The organism is Drouetiella sp. (assembly GCF_059504425.1).
The window spans coordinates 22,850-44,171 of the sequence record NZ_JCACIN010000042.1; the positions used below are offsets into that span (position 1 = coordinate 22,850).

A 21,322-nucleotide genomic window follows, 5' to 3' on the forward strand; every position below is an offset into this window, starting at 1 on the left:
AGATTCCGTAGAGTAGGAAATTTACTTTGCGTGTTCCATGAGTCGCTCCTGTTCTTGGCGATCTTTGTTAGGCGGAAAGAAGCGATCGTTCAGACCCTTAATAATGATGTACAGAATAGGAACTAAAAACAGGCTGAGGAATGTGGAAAACAGGTATCCTCCAAAGACGGTAGTTCCCAAAGACTGACGGCTGGCAGCTCCAGCACCCGTAGCGATCGCCAACGGAAAGAAGCCCACTAGACCCGAAATCGCCGTCATCAGAATGGGACGCAAGCGATCTTGAGAAGCCTCGATCGCCGCCTGCGTAATGCTCAAGCCTTTTTCTCGGAGCTGATTGGCATACTCGACGATCAGAATGGCGTTTTTACTCGCCAAGCCAATCAGCATTACCAAACCAATCTGACAGTAGGCATCGTTGGCAAAGCCTCGAAAATACTGTCCGATCAGGGCACCCAGAACCGCTAAGGGCACCGTCAGCATAATAATGATCGGATCAACATAGCTCTCATACTGAGCTGCCAACACCAGAAACACCATCAGCAATCCAATGCCGAAAATCAGCGCCGCCTGACCACCCGATTCCACTTCTTCTAGCGCCGTGCCTGTCCACTCATAGCCCAAGCCGGGCGGAAAGATCTGTCTGGCAGTTTCCTCCATCGCCTGTAAAGCTTGCCCCGAACTCTTGCCGGGAGCCGCTGCGCCCTGCACCGAAATCGAGCGGTAGAGGTTGTAGTGGGTAATAGTCTGAGCGCTGGTTGCCGGGGTAATGGTCACCAGATTGCTCAACGGAATCATCTGGTCATCAGCCGATCGCACGTAAAGCTGCTGAATATCATCGGGCTTAGACCGGAACTGCTGATCCGCCTGAATATATACCCGGTAGTTGCGCTGATCGAGGCTAAAGTCATTGACATATTGAGAACCGAGAAAAGTCTGCAAGGTCTCAAATACGGTATCTACGCCCACATTCAGGGCTTTGGCACGGTTGCGGTTCACCTCCACGAGCAACTGCGGTGAGCCAGCCGAGTAGGTGCTAAAGACCCCGCTGAGGTTAGGATTTTGGTTCGAGGCTCCCATGAGCTGATAGAGATAGCCGACAAACTGATCGAGCGGCAAGTTGCCCCGCCGATCCTGCATTTCCATCTGGAAGCCGCCAAAGTTGCCCAGACCTTGAATCGCGGGAGGGTTCACGGCAAAGATGCGGGCGCGGGTATCGCCAAAGTATTTCATTTGAATCTGCCCGATCAGCGCCTTCACTTCCTGAGCCGCCTGTTTGCGATCGCCCCAAGGTTGCAGCAACGTAAACATAATCCCCTGATTGGGCGAAATGCCTGTGAAGCTAAAGCCCGTGATCGCAAAATTAGATGCCACTTCAGGCAGCGTTCGCACGGTTTCGGAAGCCTCATCCAGAATTTTCTTGGTGTAGCTCAAAGAAGAGCCTTCGGGAGCCTGAACGATCGTAATGAAATAGCCCTGATCTTCTTCTGGCAAGAAGGCTGAAGGGACAACGCCGTACAGCCACGCCGTCAGACCCAAAGACGCGATGAAGATTGCCAAAATGATGTATCGGATTCCCCCTAAAAAGCCGAGCGATCGCTCATAGGCGCGCCGAATTCTATCGAAAACTCGGTTGAAGCCGTCAAAGAATCTGCCCAGGAAAGAATGGCTTTCCTGCCGAGGGCGCAGCAGCAACGCTGACATCATCGGGGACAGGGTGAGGGCATTAAAGGTGGAAATGGCGATCGAAAAGGCGATCGTCAGGGCGAACTGCTGGTAAATTGCGCCCGTGGTGCCAGGGAAGAATGCGACCGGAATAAACACTGCCATTAGCACCAGCGAAGTGGCAATCACCGCGCCCGAAAGCTCTCGCATTGCTTCAATGGCCGCCGGAAGCGGATGCATCCCCCGATCTTGAACTTTTGAGGCAACGGCTTCCACGACGACGATGGCATCATCCACGACGATCCCGGTTCCTAGGGTCAGGCCAAACAGCGTCAGGGTATTAATAGAAAACCCAAACAGCTTAGTGAACAAAAACACCCCCAGCAGCGAAACTGGAATGGCAGCCGTCGGAATTAGCGTTGCCCGCCAGTCCTGCAAAAAGATGTACATTACCAGCACCACCAACAAAAAAGAGGTGATCAGCGTAATGACAACCTCTTCTAACGAAGCTTCCACAAACATGGTGGTATCGAAAGCGATCGCATACTTCATGCCGGGTGGAAAGGTTTCGCTTAGCCGCTCCATTTCTTCCCGAATCGCTTCACTGGTTTGCAAAGCGTTACTGCCGGGGCGCTGAGTCACCCCTAGACCCACGGCCTCTAGGTTGTTGTAGGTCAAGTCGGTGCCGTAGTTCTCAGCGCCTAGCTCCACTCGACCGACATCCTTGAGCCGCACCAGAGAGCCGCTTTCCCCGGTCTTGAGGACAATATTTTCAAACTCTGAGGCATCCTTAAGGCGGCTGACGGCTCGTAGACTGAGCTGATAGTCCTGATCGCTAGCTGAAGGCTCCTGACCCAGCTGTCCAGCCCCCACCTGAATATTTTGCTCTTGGATTGCCTGACTGACATCCTGCGCCGTTAGCCCTCGGCTAGCTAGACGGTTCGGATCTAGCCAGATGCGCATGGCGTATTTGCGTTCTCCAAAAATTTGGATACCGCCTACCCCATTCAGCCGCTTCAGATTGTTGAGAATGTAGAGGTCGGCATAGTTGCTGAGAAACAGGTTGTCGTACTCGCCATTGTCCGTGTAGAGCGCCACCGCCATCAGAAAGTTGCTTTCCTGTTGACTAACGGTGACTCCGGTTTGTACCACCTGTCCGGGCAGTCGAGCCTGTGCGCGAGACACACGGTTCTGGACGTTGACGGTGGCAATATCCGGGTCTTGGGCAGCATCAAAGGTGACGGTAATCTGGCTGGTGCCGTCGCTGCTGCTGGCAGAACTCATATACCGCAGACCTTTCACGCCGTTGATTTCCTGCTCTAGCAGGTTAGTGATGCCACTCTCCACCGTTTCGGCATCGGCTCCGGCATAGTTGGCGGTCACAACCACCTGCTTGGGCGAAATGTCGGGGAATTGGGCGATCGGCAGCGTCAGTCCAGCAATGACTCCCAACAGCAGAATGATGATGGAACAGACCGAGGTAAAAATCGGTCGCTTGATGAAAAAATCGGCGAACATGGGCAAAGGGGGAATGATAGAGGATTGTGAGTCGATCTACTGAGCCTTCTACTGAGCCTTTTGCGCCCCTGCGGGTTGAGCCTGCGCTACCGCAATCGGGGAACCATCCTGGAGATTGAGAATTCCGGAAACCACGATTTGCTCTCCCGGCTTGAGACCTTCTAGCACCTGATAGCTATTGCCCTGAATATCGCCTAGACGAACGAGCCGCTGCTGCGCCACCTGCTGCGGTTCGCCTGTAGGCGACTGCTGTGGAGCTGCTTCTCCTGCGGGTGCCTCGGCGGCGCTAGTTCCTGCAACATAAACAAAAGTCTGTCCGGCAATTCGCGTCACGGCATTAGTCGGCACTAAGATACCTGGAGCCGTTTGCCAAATAAGTTTTGCCCGGACGAGCTGACCGTCTTTTAACCGACCGTTATTGGGAAAAGTAGCTTTTGCCAGCACCGCTTGGTCGGTAGCATTCACTTCTGGAGAGACGAAGGTAATGCGCCCCGTTGTCAGAGCTTTACCGTTCTGATCGAGTAGCTCTACAGGCAGACCTGTCCGCAGATCAACCGTGCGCTCGATCGGCACAGAGAGATTCAGGTCTAACGCACCATTCTGAATAATGCTGGTAATGGTGGTGTCTGTCTGGGCATAATCCCCCACTTTTGCCGGGACGTTGCCTACAATTCCGGCGATCGGCGCTCTCACCAAGTTGTTGTTCAGGTCGGTTGTAGCAACATCTTGAGCTGCTTGACTGCTAGAAAGTCTGGCATCTGATTCAGCCAGCGCCGCCTGATAGGCTCGCACCTGTTCTTGAGCTGCCTTGAGGGCTGCAAGCGCCGTAGCTCGCTGATTAGCAGCCTGGTCAAGCGTTTGCTGCGCCTGTGCGCCCTCGCTCACCAGAGCCGCCGTTCGTCGATATTGCGTGTTTTGTAGCGCCACATCTGCCTCAGCTTTTTCTACGTCAGCTTGGGCAGCCTGTAACTGAGCTGCCGCCGTACCGCGAGCCGCTGCGGCAGCACCGACGTCAGCAGTCGCGCCGCTGACCTGAGCCTCAGTGCGATCGCTCTTTAGTTCAGCGATCGGCTCACCCGCAGCCACAGCCTGTCCGGGCGAAACGAGAATTTGAACAATTCGACCGTCTACCTCTGGACGCAGATCGACTCGGTTTTGGGCTTCCAAAGCGCCTACAAATTCAGAGCTTTCTTGCACTGTGCTGGTCTCAACTGCCTGAAGCTGCACTGAGGTAGGCGGAGGAGCTTGGGCAGTGGGTGCACTACCACAGCCCACCAAGACTGAAAGCAAAAGCGTTGTGCTAATCAGCGGGGCAGACAGTCTTGGCATGAGGCGAGTGGATTGACTATTGGATTGACTATTGGGTTGACTATTGGGTTGACTGTTACTGGACAGAGGAATGCTAGGTTTCGCCATTAGCCACAATTGGGTAGGAGGATTCTGGTAACGAGGTTCCAGGAATTAAGAGTTTCAAACTTCAGTAGAAGCAAAATGTAGTCGAAATCAGGAAGCGGTTGTTCTGGGAAGGGGAGAGCAATCGCTCTGCCGCGATTTTTAAAGACACAGCTTGCCGCAGGTTCATGAAGAGATGCCTATCTCACTGCAAGCCACTTCAAGGGAACCTAGTGCAAAACGGTGTTTCTACAGCAATCCAGGCATTGTTTTTGAACCTTGCGTTACGAGCAGTGGAGGTTTTCAAGTCTTTGAGACATTCTGATCCACAAAAGCAGTTGATAATCGAAACCCTGAAGAGTTAACTATTTCAGTGGCTACAGCGGCAAGCCCACAAATTAGTGCCCTAACTATTTGCTGCTCACGAGAAAAGGCAGCATTGAGTTCAATGACAAAAATCTTACACCACAATCTCGTCTTTTTACAGATTTGAACCCCGATACTTTGAAAATGTCTGCTGCCTGGGCGGTCTAAATTTTAGTAGGTCTGGAAACCGTGAAAAGGTACATAACTTAAATTTAGAAGACTGTCATCCTGCTAAAAGAGTATTGTCAGTTACGGATAAAAAAATCTCTTTAGTACACCTTGGTACAGGAGTAAAAGTTAAGGCTTAAAAATCTGAACGGTTTCAGTCATGAGGCATGGTTTAGATGCCTTATCTCGTGCCTCTAAGGCAGGTCGTTGTTAAAGCAGCAAAGCTGACAGACAAAAACGACACAAAAGTTAAGCTAATGCAGCCATTTAAGAAAGGGGCGATCGCTCAATTAATCCGATAATTTCTGCATAGAGCTTAATTATTCCATAACAAATTGTTAATCAACATAAGGGAGTAGAGGAAGTGAGTCAAAGAAGGTTTGTTCGCCTGTCACGTCGCCAAATTCTTAGAGGTCTGCTCGCTACCAGTGCCTTTGGCATCGCCAAGTACGGGACAGGCTGCGCCTCTACACCTAGCACTAGCGCCAGTCCTGAAGGGAGCGCGAGCAGCCCCGCTGCTGGGGGAGGTCAAACGACCTTGGGCTTCATTTATGTTGGGCCTAAAGATGACTATGGCTACAACCAGGCTCATGCGGAAGGTGCGGCTGGCATGGCAAAGAAATTTCCTTGGGCAAAGCTGGTCGAGGAGGCAAATGTGCCCGAAACCTCTGCCGTTGCTGAGTCCATGCGCAGCATGATTGACATTGATGGCGCAGTGGCGCTTTTCCCTACCTCCTTCGGCTATTTTGACCCCCATATTCTCAAGATGGCGGCTGAGTATCCTGACGTCCAGTTCTTCCATGCGGGTGGGCTGTATCAGGAGGGCAAAACGCCGAAAAACATTGGCAGCTACTTTGGCTATATTGACGAATCTCAGTATATTGCTGGCATTGTTGCCGCGCTAACTTCCAAGAGCGGCAAGCTGGGCTTCGTCGGAGCCAAGCCAATCCCACAGGTGCTCCGCAACATCAATGCCTTTACCCTAGGCGCACGCAGCGTCAAGCCCAGCATCACGACTCAAGTGGTGTTTACAGGCAACTGGGCCGAGCCAATCAAAGAAGCAGAGGCGACTAACAGCATGGCAGATCAGGGCATTGATGTGGTCACCTGCCATGTAGACAGTCCCAAGGTGGTGATGGAAACGGCAGAAAAGCGCGGTATTTACTCCTCTGGCTATCATGCCAACCAGTCGGCTTTGGCTCCGAAAGGCTATTTGACCGGAGCTGAGTGGGATTGGACAAACATCTACTCTAAGGTGGCTGAAGAAGTTCATGCGGGTAAGAAACTGTCGGATGGCGGCATCCCTCATATCTTGCGAGGCGGCCTAAAAGATGGGTTCTGCAAAATCTCGCCCTATGGCCCTGCGGTCGGTGCAGAAGCCAAAAAAGCAGCAGATGCGGCGCAGGCAAAGCTGAAGGACGGCAGCTTGGTGATCTATAAGGGCGAACTGAAGGACAACAAAGGCGCGGTAATCATTCCTGCGGGACAATCCATGAAGCAGGAAGACCCCAAGCTGGAAACGATGAACTATCTAGTTGAGGGTGTATTGGGATCGATCGGGAGCTAACGGGAGCTAGAGAGCGGCTAGAGGATAAGTCTTATGAGTAGCTGGCGTAGAAGTTTTGAATCGATTAGTTTGTCTTTTGGCGCAATCTTGGCAGGATTGCTGCTATTTGGAATTTTTTGTGCGGCGGTGGGGCAGAACCCGTTTGCCGTCTATGGCTCTATCTGGAAGTCGGCGTTTGGAAGCTGGCAGACATTTCAGAATACGCTGATTCGGGCGGCTCCGCTGATGCTGACGGCGCTTTGCACTGCCCTGCCCGCCCGGTTGGGTCTGGTGATTATTGGCAATGAGGGAGCACTGGTGGTAGGCGGATTGGCGGCAATCTCGATCGGTTTGGCAATGGGTACGGCGTTGCCTCCGGTTCTGTCGCAAATCGCGATGGCGATCGCCGGGATGATTGCGGGTGGTCTTTGGATCATGGCGGCGGGAGCCTTGAAACATTACCGCGCCGTGAATGAAACCATTAGCAGTCTGCTATTGAACTATGTGGCGATCGCCCTGCTCAACCATCTGGTGGGTGGCCCCATGCGTGACCCCAGCTCCCTGAATAAGCCTTCAACTTTTCCTCTGTCAGAGGCAGTTATGTTGGGTCAAATTCCCGGTACGCGGGTGCATTGGGGCTTGCTATATGGCATTGTGGCTTGCGCGATCGCCTATTTTCTGATTCAGCGCACCACCTTTGGCTTTGCGGCAAGGACAGCAGGGGGCAATATTCGAGCGGCGCGGATTGCAGGGCTGCCCGTAGGTCAGCTCACTCTAACCGTTTGCTTTTTGGCGGGTTCTTGCGCTGGACTGGCGGGCATGGTGGAAGTTGCTGCAATTCAGGGCAGTGCTAATGAGTCGCTAAACGTCGGCTATGGCTACGGCGGTATTTTGGTGGCGTTTGCAGCTCGGCATAATCCGCTGGCGGCGATCTTCATTTCTCTACTGGTGGGCGGCATTCTGGCAAGCGGCGGCATTTTGCAGCGGGCGCACAATTTGCCTGATGCCACCGTGCTGATGTTTGAGGGCATCGTCTTTTTGGCGGTGCTGTATAGCGATTCACTCTATGGCAAGATTCCCTGGTTTAAGGAAAAGCCGCTGGTGGTCAGTCCGCCTAGCCCGCCCTCTAGCCCTGGACAAGAGCCTGTTGTGATTAGCTAAAGGCAGTCAGGAGTCAGGAGTTATGAAGTTCATGCTGAATCCTGGCTCCTGGCTCCTGGCTTAAACGGGTAGCCAGAACCTAAACAATCCACTGAGTAAAGCAACTGAATTATGGCAACTGAAGCAGCATTGGGATGGTGGGGTGTGCCGTTGGCGATTCTGGCGGGCACCATGCGGGGCGGTACGCCGTTCCTGTTCGTTAGCTTGGGCGAATGCTTGACGGAGAAGAGCGGCAAAATCAACCTGGGTTTGGAAGGAACGTTGTTGACGGGCGCAATGGCAGCTTATGGTGTGTCTTACCTAACCGGATCGCCCTGGGTGGGCGTGCTGGCTGCCGGATTGGCTGGAGCGGCACTGGGGGTCATTCACGGCTGGCTGTCGCAGCAGTTTCGCGTGAACGACGTGGCGGTAGGCATCGCCATGATTATCTTCGGCAGCGGCGTGGCTTTCTTCTTTGGAAAACCCTTTATTCAGCCCAAAGCCGCGCAGCTACCCACGATCGATCTAGGAGCCTGGAGCGGTATCCCGGCAGTAGAAGCGGCGTTGCAAATTAGTCCGCTATTTATTCTGGGAGTAATTCTTGCGCCGCTGATGCAGTGGTTCTTTAAATCTACCCGCTGGGGACTGTTTATCCGGGCGGTGGGGGATAGCCCCGATGCTGCCAAAGCCATGGGGGTATCTATCTTTAAGGTGCGCCTGCTCAGCGTGATTGCGGGCAGCTTTTTGGCAGGTATCGGCGGTGCGTCGCTCTCGCTCTACTATCCAGGGCTATGGACAGAGCGGATCTCTAGCGGTCAGGGCTTGATGGCGGTGGCGCTGGTGATTTTTGCCCGCTGGAATCCGATTCAGTGCCTTTGGGCTTCGCTGCTGTTTGGCGGAGCACAGGCGCTAGGGCCAGCTCTTCAGTCGGTCGGGCTGAAAGAGGGCTACTATCTGTTCAACGCTGCGCCCTACATTCTGACGCTGATGATCATGATTTTTACCTGTTCACCGAAGCGATCGCTCACAGGTGCCCCTGGAGCCTTGGGTACAGATACCTGAAGGGCTACGAAGAGGTCAGCAGTGAATCTTAGAGCCTCTGCAATATGTGTTATGGCATCATGTGTCTTAAAGCATCAACGGTGAGCCTTTAAGTATCAGCGACGAGACTCAGAGCATCAACGGCGAAGCTCAAAGTATCGGCGACGAAACTCAAAGTATCAACGGCGAAGCTTAAAGGTGAAACGGTGAATATCAGAACATCAGAGTTGCGAGACAAACAGTCAACAGTGAAGAACAACGCTAGGTTTAACGGGAGAGAAAAACTGTGAGCGGACTCGGCGGACTCAATAAATCCCCCAACGGCGTGGTGCTGGGGCTAGTACAGTTACAGTTGCCTACGGTTGTCACGCCCGATGACCTAGCCGCTCAGACCGATCGCATTTGCGCCATGGTTGCCAAGGCAAGGCGCAATATGCCGACTATGGATCTGGTGGTATTTCCAGAATATTCCCTGCATGGGCTGTCCATGGATACCAATCCAGATATTATGTGTCGGCTGGAAGGGGCAGAAGTCAGCGCCTTTCAGCAGGCTTGCCGCGATAACCGTATCTGGGGCTGCTTCTCGATCATGGAGTACAATCCCCATGGCTATCCCTACAACAGCGGCATCATTATTGACGACCAGGGCGAACTGAAGCTGTACTATCGCAAGCTGCATCCCTGGGTGCCCGTAGAACCCTGGGAGCCGGGAAATCTGGGGATTCCGGTCTGCGAAGGCCCAAACGGCAGCACGATCGCCCTGATTATCTGCCATGATGGCATGTTCCCCGAAATGGCGCGAGAATGCGCCTATAAGGGAGCCGAAATCATGATCCGCACGGCGGGCTACACCGCGCCCATTCGGCACTCTTGGCAAATTACCAACCAGGCAAACGCTTTCTGTAACTTGATCTACACTGCCTCCGTCTGTATGTGCGGCTCTGACGGCAGCTTCGACTCCATGGGCGAGGGTATGTTCGTCAACTTTGATGGCGTGCCGCTGGTCATGGGCAGCCACCGCCCCGACGAAATCATTACTGCCGAGCTGCGCCCCGATCTGGTGCGCGAAGCTCGGAATCACTGGAGCGTTGAGAACAATATCTACCAGTTTGGACATCGCGGCTACACGGCAGTCAGTGGCGGCGCCCAAGACTGCCCCTACACCTATATGAAAGATCTGGTACAGGGCCACTATCGCTTGCCCTGGGAAGATCAGGTCATTTACAAGGACGGCACCTCCTGCGGGTTTCCGGCTCCCGATCGCACCTACGAAGGAGAGGCATTACATGTAGTGGACGTGGCGAATTAGGGGGATGGGTGGATGAGGGGATGGGTGGATGAAGGGATGAGGGTTTCCCATCCACCCATCCACACCCATCCACCCATCCACACCCATCCACCCATCCACACCCATCCACCCATCCATACCCATCCACCCGCCAACTCTTATTCGACTAAATTCACTAGAGTCTTTGACTCATCACTAGAGCAACCTGGAGCTAAATGGGACTATTCATCAAAGCCGATCCCTACCCCTATCCCTACAACGGCGATCTGCGACCGCAAAACACCGTCCTGCTGATTATTGACATGCAGATCGACTTTTGCGGCGAAGGTGGCTATGTAGACAAGATGGGCTATGACCTGTCGCTGACCCGATCGCCGATCGCTCCCCTCCAAATCCTGCTGGCAGCCATGCGCTCCCACGGCTTCCCCATCATGCACACCCGCGAAGGGCACCGACCCGACCTCGCCGACCTGCCGGAAAACAAGCGCTGGCGATCGCGGCAGATGGGGGCTGGCATTGGCGACCCTGGTCCCTGCGGCAAGATTCTGGTGCGCGGCGAACCGGGCTGGGAGATTATCCCAGAATTGGCTCCCCTCCCCGGCGAGGCAATCATCGACAAGCCCGGTAAAGGCTCTTTCTACGCGACCGATCTCGATCTGCTGCTCAAGGGCAAAGGCATCCAAAACATCATTCTCACGGGCATCACCACCGATGTTTGCGTCCACACCACGATGCGAGATGCGAACGATCGCGGCTACGAATGCCTCATCCTCTCCGACTGCACTGCCGCCACCGATCTGGGCAACCACCTCGCTGCCCTCAAAATGGTCACGATGCAGGGCGGCGTATTTGGAGCTGTCGCCGATTCTCCTGCCGTCCTCAAAGCCCTACAAACCCTATAGTCACCCTCCCCCTCCTTCCCTCTCATCCCCTCCTTTACCCATCCACCCATCCCCTTATTCACCCACTATGACCACCGTCACCACCCCCCTCATCATCGAAACCGAAGCTCCTCCCGAACTCGAAGTTGTCAACATGACTAAGCAGTTCGGCAAATTAGTCGCCCTAGACAACGTTTCCATGCTGCTCAAACCCGGCACCTTTCACGCCTTGCTCGGAGAAAACGGTGCCGGAAAAAGCACCCTGGTAAAGTGCATCATGGGCTTCTACCGACCCGATCGCGGCGATGTGTTGATTGACAAGCATTCTCGGACGATCGACAGCCCCAGAGACGCACAGCGCTACGGGGTAGGCATGGTATATCAGCATTTCACCTCTGTTCCGGCAATGACGGTTGCAGAGAACCTGGTGTTGTCCCGCATTGATAGCCCCGCGTTAATTAACTGGAAAGACGAACAGGATAAGCTGAGCGCCTTTATGGCGAACGCCCCTTTTCAGGTGCCGCTAGAACTGCCGATTTCGCAGCTGGCTGCTGGACAAAAGCAAAAGCTGGAGATCCTGAAACAGCTCTATCTCAAGAGCAAAATCTTAATTCTCGACGAACCCACCTCTGTCCTCACCCCCGATGAAGCTGACGAGGTGCTGGGGCTTATCCGGCAGCAGGTGACGGCAGGTAAACTTAGCGTGCTAATCATCACCCACAAATTTCGCGAGGTGACAAGGTTCGCCGATGAAGTCACTGTCCTTCGCAAAGGTAAGTTTGCCGGAAGTGGCTCTGTCACAGATCTGAGCATATCCGACATGGCGGAAATGATGATGGGCGAGCGGAGAGAGGCTCAACCCGTCTCCAAGGTGGCACACCAGAACGCTGCCCCCGTCCTAGAGGTGCAGGATATTCACGCCATTAAAGACAGCGGGCTACCTGCCGTCAATGGGCTGAGTCTGACGGTTCGGAGCGGCGAGATTGTCGGGATTGCCGGAATCTCTGGGAACGGACAGAAAGAGCTGGTAGAGGTGCTTGCCGGACAGCGATCGCCCACTTCAGGACAAATCCTAGTGAACGGCAAACCCTACACCGCCACGCGTGGCGAGATGTTTAGCCACAAGGTGTTTGCCCTCCCTGAAGAGCCGCTCCGCAACGCCTGTGTGCCCCACATGAGCGTTGCTGAAAATATGGCGCTAAGGACGTTCGATCGCCCCCCTCAGGCAAAAGGGGTGATGCTGATTCTCAACGCTATCCGCAATACGGCGCAGGGATTGATCAAGCAGTTCTCTGTCAAAACGCCCTCGCCCGAAACTCCCATCAGCAACCTTTCGGGTGGCAATGTTCAAAGAGCCGTCTTGGCGCGCGAGCTTTCCTCTGAACACATTAATTTGCTGATTGCGGCAAACCCCTGCTTCGGCTTAGACTTTGCAGCCGTAGAATTCATTCATGGGCAGATTGTTGAAGCTCGCAATCGCGGCGTGGCGGTGCTGCTGGTCAGCGAAGATTTAGATGAACTCTTAAAGTTGAGCGATCGCTTGCTCGTGATCAGCGGCGGCAAGTTCTCCTACGAGAGCGATATTGATAAAGCCGATTTCTCCGCCATTAGCCACAGCATGGCGGGGCATTAGGTTGCTCACTATCTGATATCTCAGTATCTGGTAAAGACACGATCAGAGGATTCAAATGAGACAAAAGCGGTTTGAGTTCTGCGACAATAACAGCCCAAACTGCATTTTGACGAATTTCATCGTAGCGATGAATTAAGATATTGCGTAACCCAATGATTCTCCGCCAGTCGATTTCTGGATGCGATCGTCGAAATTCGTCTGATATTCTACGAGCGGCTTCACCCAAAATCTCAAGCTGCCTCTCAACTGCGCTTTGAATCAGCAGGCTCTCTAGATAAGATTCATAGGAGAGCTCCTTTGTGAATTCCTGAATTCTCTCTATAGCTTGCCGCATATCCCATAGCGAGCCAGCGTCACGATTATTTGCTTTCATAGAGCACCTGACAGGTTCTCAAGATCTCGTAGCGCCGATAAGGATTTTTCAGCTTTTCCTTATCTGCAATGTCTACTTTCCTATCCAACATTGCCTCAAGCTCTTCCTTCATATCCACCCAGTCAAACAGGCTCCAAACTGGATCAGGCGCAAAAGTGACCAAAAGATCAATGTCGCTATCGGGACGAAAGTCATCTCGCAGTACAGAGCCAAACAGAGCCAACTCCGTAATGTTCCACCGCTGGCAGAATGCGGCGATTTGAGATGAAGTCACCTTCAAGCGATCGTCCATTAAACTCTGTAGTTCGCTGATCATGCCTGATATTCTCCTTGAACATCATATGCTGCTACCCGAACCGTCCAGCCTACTTCTGTTTATGTTTGCATCTTGGGCGCTGGCTGTCACGCCGGGTTCCGCAGTCCTCTACATTGTCACGCGCAGCATCAATCAAGGACGCACGGCGGGCATTGTCTCCGTGTTAGGTATTGCCAGCGGCGATTTAGTTCACATTCTCGCTGCTGCTTTGGGCCTCTCAGCTCTACTCCTCTCCTCAGTGCTGGCCTTCAACATCGTCAAATATTTGGGAGCCGCTTACCTAATTTATCTAGGAATTTGCCAGCTGTGCGATCGCTCCCATCTTCAATTCACCGCAACTCTACGGACTGCCAGCTTAAAGCGCATCTTTCTCCAGGGATTTATCGTTAATGCGCTCAATCCTAAACCAGCTCTGTTCTTTATGGCATTTCTGCCTCAGTTCATTGACCCCGCCAAAGGATCTGTGGCGCTACAGGCAATCCTGCTGGGCTGCATTTTTACCGGGGTTGCAAGCTGTAGCGATGGCATGTATGCGCTGGTGGCTGGGACGATCGGGCAGTGGCTCAAGCGCAGCACAAAATTTCTGCGCTTCCAGAAGTATTTTGCCGGAAGCACGTACATGGGTCTGGGTGTGACAACGGCTTTGTCAGGTGCGCCTAGCAAGTAGAGAATTTCTACTGCGATCGCAGGGCTAAGATAACAAGAAGCTAAATAGCTGCTTTTGCCGCCAGTTCTGCTGCTTTTTCGGAGCCAACGAGCGACACATACGGCTCAATGAAATAGCGATCGGCGACTTCTTGGGCAATTTCTACCGTGACATCGGCGACCTGCTGCTGGAACCGCTCATCAAAGTCGATACCCAGCCCCAGCGTTTCATACCAGCCGAAGATTTGAGCAATCTGGGCATTTGTTTGTTTGCCAAGCGCGTACTGCCCCAAGAGCTTATTTTTGGTCGATTGCAGCTCGTCGTCAGTCAGAGGTGTGGTGCGCAGCCGATCGACCTCATGCCGCAACCCCTCTAGGGCGATCGCTGCATTCTCAGGCGCAGTGCCCATGTAGGCGACGAAATGCGACACATCCGCACGAGTCGGGTAAAAGGCAGAAACTTCGTAGGCTAAGCCCCGCTTTTCTCGCAGTTCGACAAACAGCCGACTGGATAAACCGTTGCCTAGATAGGTATTCAGCAGCTTTAGCGCCATATGATCGGGGCTATTGACCGCTACCGCCAAATATCCCAACATGACGATCGCCTGCTGAGTCTCTTGCACCGTCACAACTCGATCGGGGTAAGGCATGAGGGTAGGCAAGTGCGGCGGCGGTACAGGTGCGTTGAGCTGCAAGGGCTGCCAATCGCCAAAGAAGCGATCGACTAAACCAATCGCCTCCTCAGAGGCAATGCGTCCAACAATGCTAAAGACTAAGTTCTCTGGACGAAAATAAGTGGCGTGATAGCGCTGTAGATCTGCTTGAGTCAGCTGGCTTGCCGTTTCTTCAGTGCCCAGACTGGGCAAAGCATAGGGATGATTTTGGTACATCATCTGCCGGAGCTGGCTATTGGCGATCGAAAAGGGCTGTTCCTGCATTGAGCGAATGCCTTGCAGCGTCAGACGGCGCTCTAGCTCAACTTCGGCGGTGGGGAAAGAGGGCGATCGCATGATTTCTGCCATCAGCTCCAGCATTTCGGCGAAGTCGGCAGAAACGGTCTTCAGGCTCATCAGGCAGTAGTCGGAGGCGGCATCGGCTCCCAGACTTGCCCCTACGGATTCTACCCGCTCGGCAATTTCCTGAGAAGAGAGGCGATCGGTGCCCTTGGTGATCACCGAAGCCATCAGGTGCGAGAGTCCGGCTTGCTCAGGCGACTCATAGCGTCCACCCGCCTGAACGAAGATCCGTCCGGCAACAATATCGGCTGCCGGATTCTCCACCGTCAGTATGACAATACCGTTTTCAAGAACCGCTCGATGAACCGTGCGATTTTGCAACAAATGAGCGACGCTATGCTTTACAGGCATGGATTCAATAAAAAATTAGTGAAGGGATGGCAGCAGCACCGTGGCAGCATAGCGCAGTGGCGAAAGGTATTGACAAGCCAACTGCCGCAGTTCTTCCGGCTGAAATGACTGAATCACTCCAGGATAGCGAACTGATAGACGGGCTTGGGCGATCGTACTGTAGTAGCCATAGAGTCCGGCAACTTGACCTGCTGTCTCAGTCGAAAAGGCGTAATCGTTGCACAACAGCCGCTTGTAGCGGTTTAGCTCAGTTTCGCTAACGGCAACGGCGGCAAGCTCAGCGAGGCGATCGCCAATAATTGCCTCCACTTGCCCCAAATGCTGTGGTTCCAGCCATGCGGTGATTGTAAATAGGCTAGAGTCTCGTTGCAGCGAGAAGCCGCTGCCGACATCCTGCACTAGCTGTCGCGCTTCTCGCAGTTCCCGCACTAGGCGCGACGTACGCCCTCCAGCCAGCAGCACTGACAGCAGATCTAGCCCGTAGGCAGTTCGCATGTCTTCAACTCCGGGTGCCACCCAAGCCATCAGCAGTCGGGCTTGCTCTAGGCGAGGCAAAGCAAGCTCCTGTCGCCGGATCTCGGTCATCGGCGGCTCTGCCCAGATCGTGGGACGAGGACAGACGGCAGGTGAACCGAAGCTAAAGGATTTCTCCACTTCCTCTCGTACCGATTCCCAACCCACATCCCCGACCACCACCACCGTCATATTTTCGGGTTGATAATGGGCGCGATGGAAGCAGCGCATTTCTTCGGGCGATCGCGCCATCAAAGTTTCGGGATCACCCAAGATCGGACGACCATAAGGGTGCTGTCGATAAACACTTTCCATCAAAGCCTGAAAGCCCAGCCCGTCCGGATCATCCTGCGACTGGCGAATTTCCTCTAAGACGACCTCGCGCTCTAGCCCAAATTCTTCATCAGGGATGGCGGCATTCACCAGCAGATCGGCAAGGCAAGGCAGCGTTTCAGGCAGATCAGAAGCTGCCGTATTGATGTAGTAGTGGGCATAGTCGTAGCTCGTAGCGGCATTCGTCAAGCCACCGCGATTCTCAATGATTTGATCAAACTTACCGGGCGGTAGGCGATCGGTTCCCTTGAAAATCATGTGCTCTAGAAAATGTGCCATACCTGACCAGGCATCAGGTTCAGCGATCGCTCCAGCACGTACCCAGACATCCACCACGACTGCGGGCGAGGCGGGCAGTTGTTGATAAATCAGCGTCAGCCCGTTAGCTAACCGATACTCGTGGGCAGGAAAGTCATCAAACGGGGAAAAGTCGGCTTTGAGAAGTGCTATCAACTCGCCTCAATGTTTTGGATGAAAATTTGATATTCGTATAATCCTAACCCGTCCTGAACCATTCGGGCAGGATTGGAATAAAGGTCTAGGACGTAGTGCAGATTGTTGTCAGCTGTCCATACGGAGCGGATCTCCGCTGCGATCGCAGCAGCGCAATCTAAACTGCTGCAATCCAAACTGCTGATGAAGCAATTGGCTAATTTGCTCAGGTTTGGGAATATTAACCGTATCTCATTATTTTTAAGTCGCTATGAAACGCTCTTGCTCTGGGTTTCTTGGCTGGGTGAGGCAATCTGCTAAACCTGTCTTAACAGCGATCGCCACCTGTTTAGTTGCCATCTTGATCAGTTGCTCTCAGCAGCCGCAAGCTCCTATGCGCGTTGGTGCAGTCATTTGGCCGGGATATGAGCCTCTGTTTTTAGCGCGAGATTTGGGCTACTATCCAGATCAGTTGATTAAACTGCGGGATTACCCTTCTGCGACAGAGGTGACTCAAGCGCTCCGCAATGGAGACATTGAATCGGCTGGGTTGACAATGGATGAGGCGTTGCTGCTGTCCGAAACCAATCCAGATATTCAGGCGGTGCTCGTCATGGATTTCTCCAGCGGTGCTGATGTGGTAATGGCTCGACCCGAAATTTCAACCCTACAAGCGCTGAAAGGGCATAGAATTGGCGTTGAATCTAGCGCGCTGGGCGGCTACATTCTCACCCGTGTCTTAGAGAAAGCTGGACTACAGCTAAGCGATGTTCAAATTGTGTCATTGGGTGTTTCAGAGCATGAGCAAGCTTTCAAACAGGGTGTAGTAGATGCAGTGGTTACGTTTGAACCAGTGCGATCGAACCTGCTCAAACTCGGAGCGAAAATCCTATTTGACAGCTCGAAAATCCCAGGTGAAGTGGTGGATGTACTGGTGACTCGTCGAGACTTGCTCAAGCCTCACAAGGCTACGATGGAAAAACTCATTCAAGGCTGGTTCCGGGCGCTAGAGTATCGCAAGCAGCATCCTGAAGATGCCGATCGCCGCATGGCACTGCGAGAACAAGTTACCCCAGAACAATTCACTGAGTCTCTAAAGCTAATAGAAATTCCAGATCTGCAAGCTAACCTGACTCTACTCGGTCAAACGGATGCTTCTTTACTTAAAAGAACAGAGCAGCTAGGTAAATTCATGATCAGTAAAAAGCTTCTGAAACGGCTTCCATCTCTTGAGCAATTGTTGAACGATGAATTTGTTAAATCTGTCGAATAGACTGAATCGATAGGTAGAAGATTGCACAGTGCCCATTGCCACCCAAACTGCCGCCTAAATTCCTTTACTCTGGGAAATCTAAGCGGTCAATGGAGAGCTGATCCTTTTCAAACATTTGAGCTATATTACGTTCAATAAAATCTATACGCATTCAATCAATAAATTAGTAATGGAACAAATGAGTGATGGAACGCTTTACAATTTACTGAAAGTAGATCCTTTGCGATGAAAGCTTTTCCCTTTTCGCTGCGCCTAACTCTTCCCGGCATTCTATTAATTATGGGATGTGTGATGGGCAGCTTTTCCTTTCAACGACAAGTTGATCTGGCTCGGCAGCGTGCAGAAATCGAACTGACTCACAATGCCAGATTGACTGCATCAACTACGGCTCAGCTCCTGGAATATCTTTATCGCCGATCGGATATCCAAGATGCTCAGGCAGAAGGAATTTCGCTGGTGATTAGTCGCTTGGCAGGGGATACTAACCTAGACTTAGCCTTGTTTTGCGATTCCACTAATCGCATTCGCAATGCGTCGCGCTATGAACTTCGCCAGCAGTCCCTCAGCATGACCCAACTTGCCGAGCTAGTTCCGGTTGCTGAGCAAGTCCGCCAAAAGCTGGCAGGGGAAGCGATCGTCAGCTCAGATCAAACCCGGATTCGGGCTGTGTATCCGGTTCAGCTACCGGGCAAACCGGGGGAACTGCGCTCTAGCAATGTGGGGGTGATCATTTTGGACTATGATTTGCAGCAGCTAGTCCAGCGATCGATTGCAGATGCCCTGAATCAATCAACCGAACTGATTGGTATCCTAACGCTGTTATGCATTGTCGTAGGAATTTTACTCGATCAAATTGTGACTCGTCGGGCAAAGCAGCTTGTTTTGGGCAGCGAGAAATTTGCCCAAGGAGAGCTAAACACCAGAGTAGAGCTACAAGGCTCAGATGAACTGGCACAGATTGCAACGGCATTCGATCGGATGGCAGCCACCATTCAGGAAGATACAGAAACTCTGCAAGCATCACAACGCCAATTTAAGGTGCAAGCTCAACAGCTGGAAGCAGCGCTACAGGAATTAAAGCAAGCACAAACTCAGCTGATTCAAACTGAGAAAATGTCGGGCTTGGGAAAAATGGTGGCAGGTGTGGCTCATGAAATTAACAATCCAGTGAACTTCATTCATGGAAATCTTCAGTTTGCGAATCAATATGCGAACGGGTTGCTTGATCTGGTTGATTTGTATCAGAACTCCTACCCTCAGCCTTCACCCGCTATTCAAGATAAAATTGATGCACTCGATCTAGATTTCCTGACGAAAGATTTCAAAAAAACTCTGCAATCTATGGAGGTTGGCACAACGCGAATTCGGGAAATTGTCTTAAGTCTACGGAATTTCTCCCGACTAGATGAAGCGGAATATAAGGAAGTAAATATACATGATGGATTGGATAGTACGCTGCTGATTTTGCAGCATCGCTTGAAGCTAGGCGATCGCTGTCCTGATATTGAAATTATTAAAAATTATGGTGAACTTCCACTCGTCAAATGCTATCCGGGGCAGCTCAATCAGGTGTTTATGAATATTCTGGCAAATGCGATCGATGCGCTAGAAGAAGGGGCGAGAAGACCTCGTTCAGCCGGACAGGCGAAACTCAACCCTAAAATTCAGATTCATACCGATCGCATCCAGTCCAATCGGATTAAAGTCTCAATTTCGGATAATGGATCGGGCATTATAGAATCCACTCAAGCCAAACTCTTTGATCCATTTTTTACAACTAAGCCTGTTGGCAAAGGAACAGGCTTAGGATTGTCCATTAGCCATCAAATCGTGACAGAGCGACATCAAGGCAAACTATATTTTCAGTCTGAACCAGGAAAGGGAACGGAATTTGTCGTTGAAATTCCGGTGCAGGACGCAAACTAAGATTCGCTTGCTAGGGTAGGGCGCACAGGTAAAAACTGATCCTCACACCCTCCCCCAATTGCGGTATGGTGATTAGCAGGAGCCGATCGCAAATTCCCTTACCCGCATGACCTCTGCACTGCCTAATTCTCCGAATAACCCCCAGCTAGGACATAGAAAAGCCAAAGCCTTGAAGCCTAGCAGCCGTCGCCCTGCCAAAGAGCTGTGCAGCGAGTGTGGGCTGTGCGATACCTACTACGTGCATTACGTGAAGGAAGCCTGCGCTTTTCTCAACCAGCAGATTCCGGAGCTAGAGGAGCAGACTCACGGGCGTAGCCGCGATTTGGCGAGTGAAGACGACTGGTATTTTGGCGTGAGTCAGACCATGATTGCCGCTCGAAAAACGGAGCCGATCGCTGGGGCGCAATGGACGGGCATCGTTAGCTCGATCGCCATTGAGATGCTGAATCGCGGTCTGGTAGAAGGAGTCGTTTGCGTCCAGAACACTGAGGATGATCGCTTTCAGCCGATGCCAGTCATCGCCCGCACTCCAGAGGAAATTTTGGCGGCAAAGGTGAACAAGCCGACCCTCTCGCCCAATCTGTCGGTGCTGGAAGAGATTGAGCGATCGGGCTTAAAGCGGCTACTGGTGATTGGCGTGGGTTGCCAAATTCAGGCGTTGAGGGCAGTTGAGAAAGAGCTAGGCTTAGAGAAGCTCTATGTTTTGGGAACGCCCTGCGTCGATAATGTTACCCGTGCAGGACTACAAAAGTTTCTAGACACCACTAGCCGATCGCCCTCTACGGTAGTTCACTATGAATTCATGCAGGACTTTCGAGTGCATTTCAAACACGAAGATGGCTCGACGGAAACGGTGCCTTTCTTTGGACTAAAAACAAATCAGCTTAAGGATGTATTCGCGCCTTCCTGTATGAGCTGTTTTGACTACGTTAATTCTCTCGCTGACCTCGTCGTAGGATACATGGGCGCACCCTTTGGCTGGCAATGGATTGTCGTGAGAAACGATCGCGGTCAGGAAATGTTGGATCTGGCAATGGATCAGATTGAAACCCAGCCTGTAATGTCGAAGGGCAATCGTAAAAACGCTGTGCAGCAGAGCATTCCCGCTTACGACAAAGGCGTAACTTTACCCATGTGGGCAGCTCAACTCATGGGCGTGGTCATCGAAAAAATTGGCCCTAAAGGCTTGGAATATGCGCGTTTTTCGATCGACTCTCACTTCACCCGCAACTACCTGTACGTCAAGCGTCACCATCCAGAGAAGCTAGAGGCGCATGTGCCCGAATACGCCAAGCGCATTGTCGGACAGTACAAGCTACCGGAGTAACTTTTGACATTGCATAATCTGAGTATGAATTTTTTTGAAAGGGTTGCTGAGCAACCCTTTCAAAAAATTCACACCTGAAAGAGGAGCTAGAAGTTTGCTCAGCTAAGGTAATATATACAAATATTCAACTCATTCTTGTACATAGTCTTCTTTGTTCAATTTTTGCCAGTTTGCTTAGGACA

The 21,322-nt window shown here is 52.3% G+C and carries 17 protein-coding genes; 11 read left to right on the forward strand and 6 right to left on the reverse strand.

The genetic code is table 11. From position 1 onward, the window contains the following. Positions 1-21: 21 nt before the first annotated feature. Positions 22-3,180: an efflux RND transporter permease subunit gene (locus AC5JMP_RS10520; RefSeq protein WP_495851413.1), complete on the reverse strand. Its 3,159-nt coding sequence runs from the start codon at positions 3,178-3,180 to the stop codon at positions 22-24. 48 nt (positions 3,181-3,228) lie between these two features. Continuing rightward, positions 3,229-4,596 carry an efflux RND transporter periplasmic adaptor subunit gene (locus AC5JMP_RS10525; RefSeq protein ID WP_495851414.1) on the reverse strand — a complete coding sequence of 456 codons (1,368 nt, stop codon included), beginning with the start codon at positions 4,594-4,596 and terminating at the stop codon, positions 3,229-3,231. 686 nt (positions 4,597-5,282) lie between these two features. Here AC5JMP_RS10525 and AC5JMP_RS10530 point away from each other — a divergent pair. The 7 genes from AC5JMP_RS10530 to AC5JMP_RS10560 all read left to right on the forward strand — a co-directional run bounded on the left by AC5JMP_RS10530 (position 5,283) and on the right by AC5JMP_RS10560 (position 12,635). Continuing rightward, positions 5,283-5,408: a hypothetical protein gene (locus AC5JMP_RS10530; RefSeq protein WP_495851415.1), complete on the forward strand. Its 126-nt coding sequence runs from the start codon at positions 5,283-5,285 to the stop codon at positions 5,406-5,408. 62 nt (positions 5,409-5,470) lie between these two features. Further along, a complete protein-coding gene (locus tag AC5JMP_RS10535; protein ID WP_495851416.1) occupies positions 5,471-6,673 on the forward strand; it encodes a BMP family ABC transporter substrate-binding protein in 1,203 nt (400 codons plus the stop codon). Between the two features lie 33 nt (positions 6,674-6,706). Then, positions 6,707-7,813 carry an ABC transporter permease gene (locus AC5JMP_RS10540; RefSeq protein ID WP_495851417.1) on the forward strand — a complete coding sequence of 369 codons (1,107 nt, stop codon included), beginning with the start codon at positions 6,707-6,709 and terminating at the stop codon, positions 7,811-7,813. A gap of 111 nt (positions 7,814-7,924) precedes the next feature. Then, a complete protein-coding gene (locus tag AC5JMP_RS10545) occupies positions 7,925-8,854 on the forward strand; it encodes an ABC transporter permease (protein WP_495851418.1) in 930 nt (309 codons plus the stop codon). A 265-nt stretch (positions 8,855-9,119) separates the two neighbouring features. Then, complete coding sequence (locus AC5JMP_RS10550; protein WP_495851419.1) at positions 9,120-10,142, forward strand: formamidase; 1,023 nt, start codon at positions 9,120-9,122, stop codon at positions 10,140-10,142. Between the two features lie 194 nt (positions 10,143-10,336). Beyond that, complete coding sequence (biuH, locus tag AC5JMP_RS10555; RefSeq protein WP_495851420.1) at positions 10,337-11,023, forward strand: biuret amidohydrolase; 687 nt, start codon at positions 10,337-10,339, stop codon at positions 11,021-11,023. Positions 11,024-11,090: 67 nt separating this feature from the next. Further along, positions 11,091-12,635, forward strand: a complete 1,545-nt coding sequence (locus AC5JMP_RS10560) for an ABC transporter ATP-binding protein (protein ID WP_495851421.1) — start codon at positions 11,091-11,093, stop codon at positions 12,633-12,635. Here AC5JMP_RS10560 and AC5JMP_RS10565 read toward each other — a convergent pair. Together AC5JMP_RS10565 and AC5JMP_RS10570 are read right to left on the reverse strand one after the other, a co-directional pair. After that, positions 12,610-13,008, reverse strand: coding sequence for a HepT-like ribonuclease domain-containing protein (locus AC5JMP_RS10565; protein WP_495851422.1), 399 nt, complete (start codon positions 13,006-13,008; stop codon positions 12,610-12,612). The genes AC5JMP_RS10560 and AC5JMP_RS10565 overlap by 26 nt on opposite strands. Further along, complete coding sequence (locus AC5JMP_RS10570) at positions 12,995-13,324, reverse strand: nucleotidyltransferase family protein (RefSeq protein WP_495851423.1); 330 nt, start codon at positions 13,322-13,324, stop codon at positions 12,995-12,997. The genes AC5JMP_RS10565 and AC5JMP_RS10570 overlap by 14 nt, the downstream gene beginning before the upstream one ends. Between AC5JMP_RS10570 and AC5JMP_RS10575 the strand changes: the two genes are divergently transcribed. Continuing rightward, positions 13,323-13,991, forward strand: a complete 669-nt coding sequence (locus AC5JMP_RS10575) for a LysE family translocator (RefSeq protein ID WP_495851424.1) — start codon at positions 13,323-13,325, stop codon at positions 13,989-13,991. The genes AC5JMP_RS10570 and AC5JMP_RS10575 overlap by 2 nt on opposite strands. Positions 13,992-14,031: 40 nt before the next feature. Here AC5JMP_RS10575 and AC5JMP_RS10580 read toward each other — a convergent pair whose 3' ends face one another. Further along, complete coding sequence (locus AC5JMP_RS10580; protein ID WP_495851425.1) at positions 14,032-15,336, reverse strand: M16 family metallopeptidase; 1,305 nt, start codon at positions 15,334-15,336, stop codon at positions 14,032-14,034. Positions 15,337-15,351: 15 nt separating this feature from the next. Beyond that, complete coding sequence (locus AC5JMP_RS10585; RefSeq protein ID WP_495851426.1) at positions 15,352-16,635, reverse strand: M16 family metallopeptidase; 1,284 nt, start codon at positions 16,633-16,635, stop codon at positions 15,352-15,354. Positions 16,636-16,885: 250 nt separating this feature from the next. Here AC5JMP_RS10585 and AC5JMP_RS10590 point away from each other — a divergent pair, with 250 nt between their 5' ends. The 3 genes from AC5JMP_RS10590 to AC5JMP_RS10600 all read left to right on the forward strand — a co-directional run bounded on the left by AC5JMP_RS10590 (position 16,886) and on the right by AC5JMP_RS10600 (position 21,140). Further along, positions 16,886-17,887, forward strand: coding sequence for an ABC transporter substrate-binding protein (locus tag AC5JMP_RS10590; RefSeq protein ID WP_495851427.1), 1,002 nt, complete (start codon positions 16,886-16,888; stop codon positions 17,885-17,887). A 225-nt stretch (positions 17,888-18,112) separates the two neighbouring features. Further along, complete coding sequence (locus AC5JMP_RS10595) at positions 18,113-19,813, forward strand: sensor histidine kinase (protein WP_495851428.1); 1,701 nt, start codon at positions 18,113-18,115, stop codon at positions 19,811-19,813. A 106-nt stretch (positions 19,814-19,919) separates the two neighbouring features. Next, positions 19,920-21,140, forward strand: a complete 1,221-nt coding sequence (locus tag AC5JMP_RS10600) for a Coenzyme F420 hydrogenase/dehydrogenase, beta subunit C-terminal domain (protein WP_495851429.1) — start codon at positions 19,920-19,922, stop codon at positions 21,138-21,140. Positions 21,141-21,322 lie beyond the last annotated feature (182 nt).